The 10,138-nt window shown below is 46.3% G+C and carries 4 protein-coding genes; all 4 read left to right on the forward strand.

Annotated features, from left to right (window positions below):
- Positions 1–285: 285 nt before the first annotated feature.
- Positions 286–2,289 carry a glycoside hydrolase family 97 catalytic domain-containing protein gene (locus ACWJAO_RS10875; RefSeq protein WP_449140258.1) on the forward strand — a complete coding sequence of 668 codons (2,004 nt, stop codon included), beginning with the start codon at positions 286–288 and terminating at the stop codon, positions 2,287–2,289.
- A 122-nt stretch (positions 2,290–2,411) separates the two neighbouring features.
- The gene (locus ACWJAO_RS10880) at positions 2,412–4,523 is read left to right on the forward strand and encodes a glycoside hydrolase family 127 protein (protein ID WP_449140259.1); all 2,112 of its coding nucleotides are present in this window, start codon (positions 2,412–2,414) and stop codon (positions 4,521–4,523) included.
- Between the two features lie 13 nt (positions 4,524–4,536).
- A complete protein-coding gene (locus tag ACWJAO_RS10885) occupies positions 4,537–6,348 on the forward strand; it encodes a right-handed parallel beta-helix repeat-containing protein (protein ID WP_449140260.1) in 1,812 nt (603 codons plus the stop codon).
- A gap of 69 nt (positions 6,349–6,417) precedes the next feature.
- A complete protein-coding gene (locus ACWJAO_RS10890) occupies positions 6,418–9,984 on the forward strand; it encodes a family 78 glycoside hydrolase catalytic domain (protein ID WP_449140261.1) in 3,567 nt (1,188 codons plus the stop codon).
- The last annotated feature ends 154 nt before the right edge of the window (positions 9,985–10,138 follow it).

Genomic DNA, 10,138 nt, shown 5'->3' on the forward strand with positions numbered 1-10,138 from the left:
TTCAAAAACTTCAAAAGCCTCGACGTGATGTCGGGGCTTTTTGATTTCTTCTCATCCTGGGGCTTCTCCTTCCATTGATTCTTCCCGTTTTTGTCTCTTTTTCGTTAGCTTTTACGAAAAAGATAGCTTTTTTGAACAAAAAGTACACCCCTTTTTCACAGGAATAGCTTATCTTTGCATGCAGTTTTGTTGCACGCAGCAGTATATGGAGCAGGAATGGAACAGTATGCCGGCGATACTGCTGTTGCATCACAGAGAAGATTATAATTTCAACCTAACAATAAAATGAAAATGAAGCAAAAATTTTGTATTGCTAGTATTTTGTTGCTCGGCACGGTTTGTGCACAAGCTAACAATTATGAAGTAAGTTCACCTGACGGCAGATTGGCGGTTAAGGTGGAATGTGTGGACGGAAAGGCTTTCTATTCGGTAGAGTTGAATGGCAAGCAGATGCTTAAACCTTCTGCCTTGGGACTGGTAGCCAACTATGGCGATTTCTCCCAGCATCTTACCATGGGTGCGATGAAAGGAACTGAGAAGCATCTTTCTTACGACATGACCCGTATCAAGAAAAGCCACATTGAAAAGGATGTTTATGAGGCTACCATCGGATTCCTCAATGCCAAGAAGGATTCCATGACCTTGCATCTCCATGTAAGCAACAATGATGTTGCCTACAAATATGAGATGATCCGTCCGAAGAAGGATAATCCTAAGTCGGTGATTATATATAATGAGGTGAGCGGTTTCAATTTCCCAGAGCAGACTACCACTTTCCTCTGTCCTCAGATTGGTCCGATGACGGGTTGGGAACGAACCAAACCATCTTACGAAGAAGAATATACTCCTGATGCTCCGATGGCAAAGAAGTCGCAGTTTGGTGTGGGCTATACCTTCCCTTGTCTCTTCAAGGTAGGTAATGATGGTTGGGCATTGGTCAGCGAAACAGGTGTGTCGAGTGCATATCCAGCCAGCCGACTTTCTGATTATGATGCAGAGAAGGGATATATGGTAGCTTTCCCTCAGAAGGGTGAAAACAATGGATTCGGTTCTGAATTTGCCGGTATTGCCTTGCCTGGCGAAACACCATGGCGCACCATCACCGTTGGCACCACATTGGCTCCGATTGTTGAAACTACCATCCCTTATGATGTGGTAGAACCTCTGTATGAACCAACTCAGCAGTATAAGCCTTCACGCTATACCTGGAGCTGGCTGATCTGGCAGGATGAGAGTATCAACTATGATAATCAGGTGAAGATGATTGATGTTGCTGCGGCTCAGGGCTATGAGGCTATCCTCGTAGACAACTGGTGGGACCAGCGCATCGGTCGTGACAAGATTGAGAAACTGGCTCAGTATGCCAAGAGTAAGCAGGTTAGTCTGATGCTCTGGTATAATTCGAATGGTTTCGAGAATGATGCTCCGCAGACTCCTCGTCAGATTATGAACAATTCCATCGCCCGTAAGAAGGAGATGGCTTGGATGAAGAAGATAGGTGTAGTGGGAATCAAAGTTGATTTCTTCGGTGGTGACAAGCAGGAGACGATGAAACTCTATGAAGATATCCTGAGCGATGCCAACGATTACGGTCTGGAGGTAATCTTCCATGGCTGTACCATGCCTAGAGGTTGGGAGCGCATGTATCCTAACTATGTTTCCAGCGAGGCTGCACTGGCTTCTGAAAATGTATATTTCATGGATTATCATGCCAAGAAGGAGGCTTTCGAGATGACGATGCATCCTTTCTCAAGAAATGCCGTAGCCAGCTTCGACTGGGGTGGTGTGATGATGAACAAATATCTTTCAAGAGATAACAAGAGCCGTCATCAGCGTTATACTAGTGATGTTTTTGAGATGGCAACCGCTATCACCAACCAGAGCAGCGTAAACTGTGTTTGTCTCTATCCTAACAATCTGCAGGATGTTCCTCAGTGGGAGTTGGACTGGTTGAAGGGCTTGCCGACAGCATGGGAGGATGTTAAGTTTATCGCAGGTTATCCTACGAAGTATGCGGTAGTAGCCCGCAAGGCGTCACAAGAAAATGGCTCAGGTGCAGCTGTCAATAACGGCAAATGGTTTGTCGGTGGTTTGAATGCTACAGACAAGCCGCTCACCCTGACCCTCAATCTGCCTATGTTCGCAGGTAAGACTGTGGAATATCTTACCGATCAGCCAAAGAAACAGGGCGAGAAGTTCTATACTTCGGTAAAGAAGACCTTGAAAGTAGGCAAGAATGGTAAGGCAAAGGTTGTGATTCAGCCAAATGGCGGTATTATCATCAATTAGAATGCTGTTCATCGCCGGTAATGAATCCGCAGAAACAATACATAATAAATAAAAAGGGGTGATTACAAAATCATCCCTTTTTTCGTCTTAAAACTAAATTAAAAACTAAACGAATAACAATAATGATGACAGCAAACTACAGCAGAAAGTGGATGATGGCAGGTCTTCTTGCTTTTTCGGCCTTTACCTCCCCAATCATGGCACAGCACAATGGACTGGTAGATATGAGCCACAGCAAGGAAGCCCGAATGGTAAATATGCCTTTAGGAAGTACCCGTTGGACAGGCGGTTTTTGGGGTGACCGATTCAAGGTCTTCTCTGAAACCTCGCTTTGGGATATGTGGAAAACCTGGGATACACCCGAGGTATCGCACGGTTTCCGTAATTTCGAGATTGCGGCGGGCGATGCTGAAGGCGAACATTGGGGACCTCCTTTTCATGATGGCGATATGTATAAATGGCTTGAGGCATGCGCTTCGGTTTATGCAGTAACCCATGATCAGAAACTAGATGCCCTGATGGATTGCTTTATTGCCGAAGTAGCTAAGGCACAGCGTGCCGATGGTTATATCCATACCCCGGTGGTGATAGATGAGCGCCATAAGGGCATCGATACGCATGCTCTCAAAGACCGGAAAGATGAAGCCGAAATCGGTATCACGGTAGGAGGAAAAGATGAGAAAGGAGCCTTTGCCAGCCGTCTCAACTTCGAAACCTATAATCTGGGACATCTGATGACTGCCGGTATCGTACATTGGCGTGCCACAGGCAAGAAGACACTCTTCAACTGTGCACTCAAGGCAGCCGATTTTCTCTATGATTTCCTGAAGAACCAGCGCGATGAGTTGGCGCGCAATGCAATCTGTCCTTCTCATTATATGGCAGCTTCAGAGATGTACCGTGCTACCGGCGACAAGCGTTATCTGGAACTGGCAGAGGGATTGATTGCCATTCGTGATGAAGTGAAGAATGGTGAAGATCACAATCAGGATCGCCATCCTTTCCGTGAGCAATATGAGGCGATGGGGCATGCGGTGAGAGCCAACTATCTCTATGCGGGTGTAGCTGATCTCTATGCCGAAACCGGCGAGAAGCAACTCATGAAGAATCTGTCCCGTATCTGGGATGATATCACCTATCGCAAGATTTATATCACAGGTGGATGTGGTGCCCTCTATGATGGTGTATCACCTGATGGAACCAGTTACGATCAGCCAAGCATTCAGCAGATTCATCAGGCATACGGCAGAGCATATCAGTTGCCAAACGAGACTTCGCATAATGAAACCTGTGCGCAGATTGGTAATATCTTCTTATCCTGGCGTATGCTCGAAACCACAGCTGATGCCCGCTATATGGATATGGTAGAAAACGAACTTCTGAATGGAGTCTTGCCGGGCATTTCGCTCGATGGTACCCGATATTTCTATACTCAAGCCCTGCGCCGTACGGGCGATTTCCCTTATGTGATGCGCTGGCCGAAAACCCGCCAGAAGTATATCAGTTGCTTCTGCTGTCCACCTAACACCCTTCGTGCACTTTGCGAAGCGCAGGAGTATGTTTATGCCGTGAAAGGGGATACTTTGTGGGTGAACATGTATGGTGATAATCATCTGAAAACAAAGGATGTTGATATGGAGATGACTTCAGGTTATCCTTATGATGGCAAGATTTCCATTCGTATCAACAAGGCTAAGAATATCAGAACCTTGATGCTCCGTGTACCGGGAGAGGGTAGATATGAGGCGATTTCTGCTACTGATTCAAAAGGCAGACAGACTGGTTGGAAGAAGGGAACCCTCGTAGAACGAACATTTGATATGAAACCTCGTCTGGTGGAGGCTAACCCTTTGGTTGAAGAGAATAAGAACCAGATAGCCGTGATGCGCGGACCTATTGTCTATTGTTTGGAAAATGTGGATATCGATGCTTCTTCTGTTCCTGCTTCCTGCAAAGATAAGTATGGTAGGGTAAGCGTGAATGACATCGTGATTCCTGCTGATATCCAATGGACTGAAGTAAAGAAGACAATCGACGGTCACGAGTTTGTTGCGCTCCAGGGTGAGGCGCTGCTTGCTGAAAAGGGAACTGCAGCTTCCTGGCAGAAAAACCAGCTTTACCGTACACTTGCTCCTGCCCAGAAAAAAGTAAATATTACGCTCATTCCTTATTATGCCTGGGATAATCGGGGTAGTGATGTAGAAATGTCGGTTTGGCTTTCAGTTAGAAAATAATTTTTTTTTAGTTATGAAATTAAGAAGAATCCTATTGCTGGGAATGCTGGGCTTTAGCCTCGCTCTCTCTGCTGAAAATAAGAAGATAGGCTATGTTCAAGTATCACCCGATTCTTCTCTCGCTGATGCGGTCCGCAAGGCTCGCGAGATGAGAAGATTGGGACAGGCAGATTCGGTAGTAGTTAAAATGCAGGCAGGTCAATACCGACTCTATGAACCTCTTGTGCTCCGTCCGGAAGACAGTCATCTCTGTTTTGAGGGAACGCCTTCGGTAAAGCATTCGGCAGGTACGGTACTTACAGGAGCCGTACCGGTTACCGGATGGAAGAAACAGGGCAGATATTGGGTGGCTGATATGCCTGATTTCAATGGATGTCCTATGGATTTCCGACATCTCTGGGTGAATCACTCGCGGGCTGATAGGGCACGTAGCGTGAGTGATTTCAATCAGATGCCTCGCATCAGATGGGTAGACAAGAAGAAACGCATCATCTGGGTTCCGGCTTCTGCTGTTCGTCAGCTTCTGACGGGTGCTAAGGATAAGGCGGGTAACAGCATCATCCGACCAGATGCAAGATATGCAGAGATGACGCTGCATCAGATGTGGGAGGTAAGCTATCTGCGCATCAGAAACATCCGTATTCAGGGCGATTCTGCAGCCGTATCTTTCCACAATCCCGAGGCTAAGATTCAGTTTGAACGTCCTTGGCCTTCACCTATGTATAATTGTGAGCACAATTCACCTTTTTTTATCTCGAATGCGCTGCCTCTTCTGGATAAACCGGGTGAATGGTATCATGATATCCGTACGCATAAACTGTATTATATGCCTAGGAAAGGGGAGCGTATGGATGTTGCGGCGCCGGCTTTGGAAACGTTGGTAAAATTCGAGGGAACCAGAGAAAGGATGGTGGATGCTGTTACTTTCAGAAATGTAAACTTTGAAGTTACAACATGGAACCGCCCTTCTTACAAGGGACATGTACCTTTGCAGGCGGGAATGTTCATTACCGAAGGTTACAAACTGCGCCCTAGTATCGACCGTGTGAACAACCATAAACTAGATAATCAGGATTGGCTTGGCAGACCCGCTGCTGCTGTTGAATTGCGCTATGCAAGCAGAGCGGTTTTCGATTCATGCTCTTTTGGACATCTGGGGGGCGATGGTCTCGATTTTGTTGAGGGTTGCCGGGATGGAGCAGTACTTAACAGCACCTTCGAAGATATAGCGATGAATGGATTGGTATGTGGCAGTTTTTCGCCTGCCGGATTGGAGACGCATCTGCCTTATCGTCCGCAGGATTTGCGTGAGGTGTGTAGCGGACTGCATGTCAGGAACTGCGAGTTCTCTGATGTTACAAACGAGGAGTGGGGTACCTGTGCCATTGCTTTGGGTTACGTCAGCCGCATGAATATCGAACATAATTATATTCATGATGTCAGTTATTCGGCTATCAGTATGGGATGGGGGTGGAACCGCGATTTGGTTGTGATGCATGATAATCGCATTCATGCCAATCTTATCGAGCGCTATGCTGCCCACATGTACGATTGCGCTGGCATCTACACACTTGGCAACCAGCCTAACACGGTTATTTCAGAGAATGTTGTGCGGGATATCTTCCATCCTTCCTACGTACACGATCCTCATCATTATTTCTATCTCTATACTGATGAGGGCTCTTCTAATATTCTCCTGAAAGATAACTGGACGCCAGAAGAGAAATTCCTGAAAAACGCCTGCGGTCCTAATAATGTCTGGCAGAATAATGGTCCGCAGGTGGCTGATGAAATTGTGAAGAAGGCAGGAAAGATAAAGGAGTAGGGATGAAGTGAAAAATAAAAACAGCTGTCTTTGCTAATTAGAAAGTTCAAGGTTCAAAGTAAAAAGCGTATGAAATTTATCGGAATATGGATGGCCAGTATGATGCTGCCATCTGGATTACATGCAGCTACATGGCTGAAGAATCTGAAAGTGGAATATCGGAATACTCCACTGGCAGTAGGTGTCATGCATCCTCGGTTTGCCTGGCAGATGGAGGTTGATGATAAAAGTCGGGGAAACCAGCAGAGTGCATACCGGATATCTGTTATTGATGAAACGGGTAAGGAAGTCTGGAATACGGGTAAGGTGAAAAGTACCGAATCGCTAGGCATTGAGTATGCTGGCGAATCGCTTCGCCCTTCTACCCGCTACCAGTGGCATCTTACAGTCTGGAATCAGAAAAACGAAGAACTGCAGGCTTCTTCTGCTTTTGAAACAGCCTTGGTGCTGGGTACAGATTATAACCATCCTATCACGACAGCCGGAAATGGAACATATCTGGCTTGGGAAGGTGCTAAATGGATAGGAAGAGGCAATGCTCCCGTGATGTTCTATGCCCCTTATTTCCCAACCTTCCGACTTCATTACGAACTGCAACTCGATAAGAAATCGAAGTCAACGGCAGCTTCCTTCATCTTCGGTGCCAACGACCCCCGACTGATGGATCGCAATAAGAATCTCTTAGGGGTATCCAATGCGAAGGATTCTTCTTATATCCGCGTAGAACTTGATATTGCGCCTCTCAGAAAGTCGAAGCCTGCCCGTATCAATTTCTATCGTCGGGGCTACAAGGTTGGCGAGACGGATGCCGCACCTTTGGTTTCCTATGATATTCCTGCTGCGGTTATCAACAGGCAGAATCAGTATGCTGCCCATCAGATAGATATTTCGATGGATACCGGTGCGGCTACTCTCTTCCTGGATGGAAAGGAAATTGTTGGCGATAAGGTAGAAATCGATACTGATGGCAAACAGCATTCTGTAGGTAGTCTGATTCTGAATCCTACCGGAGAACAGGGTAATAACTATATTGCCTATCCGATGCTTGCCGATTGGGGATATTACGTGGCTAAAGGTCAGAAGGCTACTTTCAGCCATATTGAAGTAAGAAACTTTAAATCGCCTCAGAATGTGGTAGCTGCTCCTTTACAGCAACTCTCTGCCAGCCAGCTCTCAGTCAGCCAGTTCTCTGCCAACCAACTCTCTGTAGATGGCAAGAAAGAGGGTGCACTTGGCATCTTTGCCTTTAAGGAGAATACTGCACCTATGCTTCGTACAGAGTTCGTTACCTCTGGCAAAAAAGTAAGAAAAGCCCGTCTTTATGCTACAGCCCGCGGAATCTACGACATCTATATAGATGGTAAGGCAGTAAGTAAAGCTTATTTCAACCCTGGTACTACAGAGTATAACCATACTCATACTTACCAGACCTTCGATGTAACTTCTTTGCTTCAGCAGTCGGGTGAGCATGCTATCGGAGCCGTCCTTTCCGAAGGATGGTGGAGTGGTGGTGCCACCTATGTAACCGGAAATTGGAATTTCTATGGCGACAGGCAGTCGTTAATGGCAAAGTTGCAGATAACCTACGAGGATGGTTCGCAGCAAACCATCGTTACCGATCCTGCTACCTGGAAAAGCTATGATGATGGCGCTGTAAGATATGGCAGTTTCTTTATGGGTGAGGTGTATGATGCACGCAAGGAACAAGACTGCAAAGGATGGGCGATGCCTCATTTTGATGACAGAAATTGGCAGACTGCGGTAGAAGTGAAGGAATCTGATTTCAAAACTTCTGAGGATTTCCAGCTTCTCCCGGATATGGCTGAGGCTATCATGCCTGTTGATACCCTGACGGCTCTCAATTGTGTAGAACCGCGCAAGGGTGTTTATGTCTATGATCTCGGACAGAATATGGCGGGTGTTCCTCTGGTACATTTCTCAGGTTTGAAACCTGGAACAGAAGTAAAGATCCGTACAGCCGAAATCAAATATCCTGATTTGCCAGCCTATCAGGATCATGTAGGCATGATCATGACCGAGAATCTGCGTGTGGCAACTTCGCAGGATGTTTATATTGCCAGGGGAGGTGAAGAGACTTTCTCGCCTAGATATACCCTTCATGGTTTCAGATATCTCGAGATTACGGGTGTTGATGCTCCGGTAGCACCAGACCAGGTAAAGGCGATCGTAGTGAGTTCGATGAATGAGCAGGCTTCGCAATATTCTACCTCCCGTTCTGATATCAACCGCTTGTGGCTCAATTCGGTATGGTCTACGCGTTCTAATTTCATGTCTGTTCCTACCGATTGTCCTCAGCGTAATGAACGTTTGGGCTGGATGGGTGATATTTCCGTATTCGGGCGTTCTGCTACATATATTACCGATGCTTCCCAGTTCTTGCGCCGCTATCTTATCTCTGTCCGTGATTTGCAGAGTGCTAAGGGACAGTATCCTGATGTGGCTCCAACCAATTGTGGTTTCGGTGGCTTGCTATGGGGTAGTGCCGGTGTAACCTTGCCTTGGGAACTCTACCAGCAATATGGCGACAAGGCTATGCTGGCTGAACATTACGCATCGATGAAGCGCTATATCCAGTTTGTGCTGGATGAGTATGTGGATAAGAAAACAGGACTTATCGTACAGCATCATCAGTGGGGCGATTTGGGCGATTGGCTCAGTCCGTCTTATGAAAAAGATGATAAGTCGCTCGTATGGGAATGTTATTTCATATTCGATCTGGATATTCTTTCTCAGATGGCAAAGGCTTTGGGCAAGACTGAGGATGCGGCATGGCTGACCAGGTTGGCGAACGAGCGCAGGGCATTCTTCAGGAAAACATTCGTTGATGAGGCTACAGGTAAGACCATCTGTTCGTGGTATGATGCTGAGCGCAAGGGACAGTTGATTGATACCCAGACATCTTATGCTCTTCCTTTGGCATTCCATGTGGTAGATGGTGGCTTGCAGAAGAAGATGGCGGCTCATCTCGCTGCAGCCATCAAGATTCCGATGGTCGGTTATCCAGCTTATTCGCTCCTGACGGGTTTTATCGGTACCGCTTGGATCAGTAAGGCACTTTCGGATAATGGTATGACCGAGGAGGCTTACCGCTTGCTGCAGTATGAGGGTTATCCTTCCTGGCTTTATCCTGTAAAGAATGGAGCCACTACGATTTGGGAGCGTTTGAACTCTTATACGGTAAAGGATGGATTTGGTGAGAACAACAGTATGAATTCGTTCAATCACTATTCTTTTGGAGCCGTGGCATCGTGGATGTACAATTACTCTCTCGGTATCTGCCGTGATGAGAAATCGCCTGGTTTCAAGCATTTCATCCTGAAGCCGGAGGTTGACCCTACGCGTGGCATTACTCATGCTGAGGGTTATTATGATTCAATGTATGGCAGAATCAGCAGCCGTTGGCAATATACTGATTCCGGTATCCGTTATGAGTTTACGGTTCCTGCCAATACGACTGCTTCTCTCTACTTGCCTGCCCCTGCCGTCTCTTTCATTTCAGAGAATGGTAAGCCGTTGAAAAAGGCATCGGGAGTCAGATACGTAAGTGCGGATAAGGAACTCCATCATTTGGAGCTCGCCTCTGGATCTTATCAGTTTGATATAAAACAGAAATAACTTGCTAAAGTTCTGTAAAATAAAAAATGAGGGTGTGTCATAAGTCTGTGACGCACCCTTTTTTTTGTGTGTTTCTGTATATTCTAGTTGAATCGTAGTCTTTCTTCACAAAGGGAATCTTATTATATTGTATAGAAACTTTACTTTTCTTGTT

It is taken from the genome of Segatella sp., assembly GCF_977051555.1.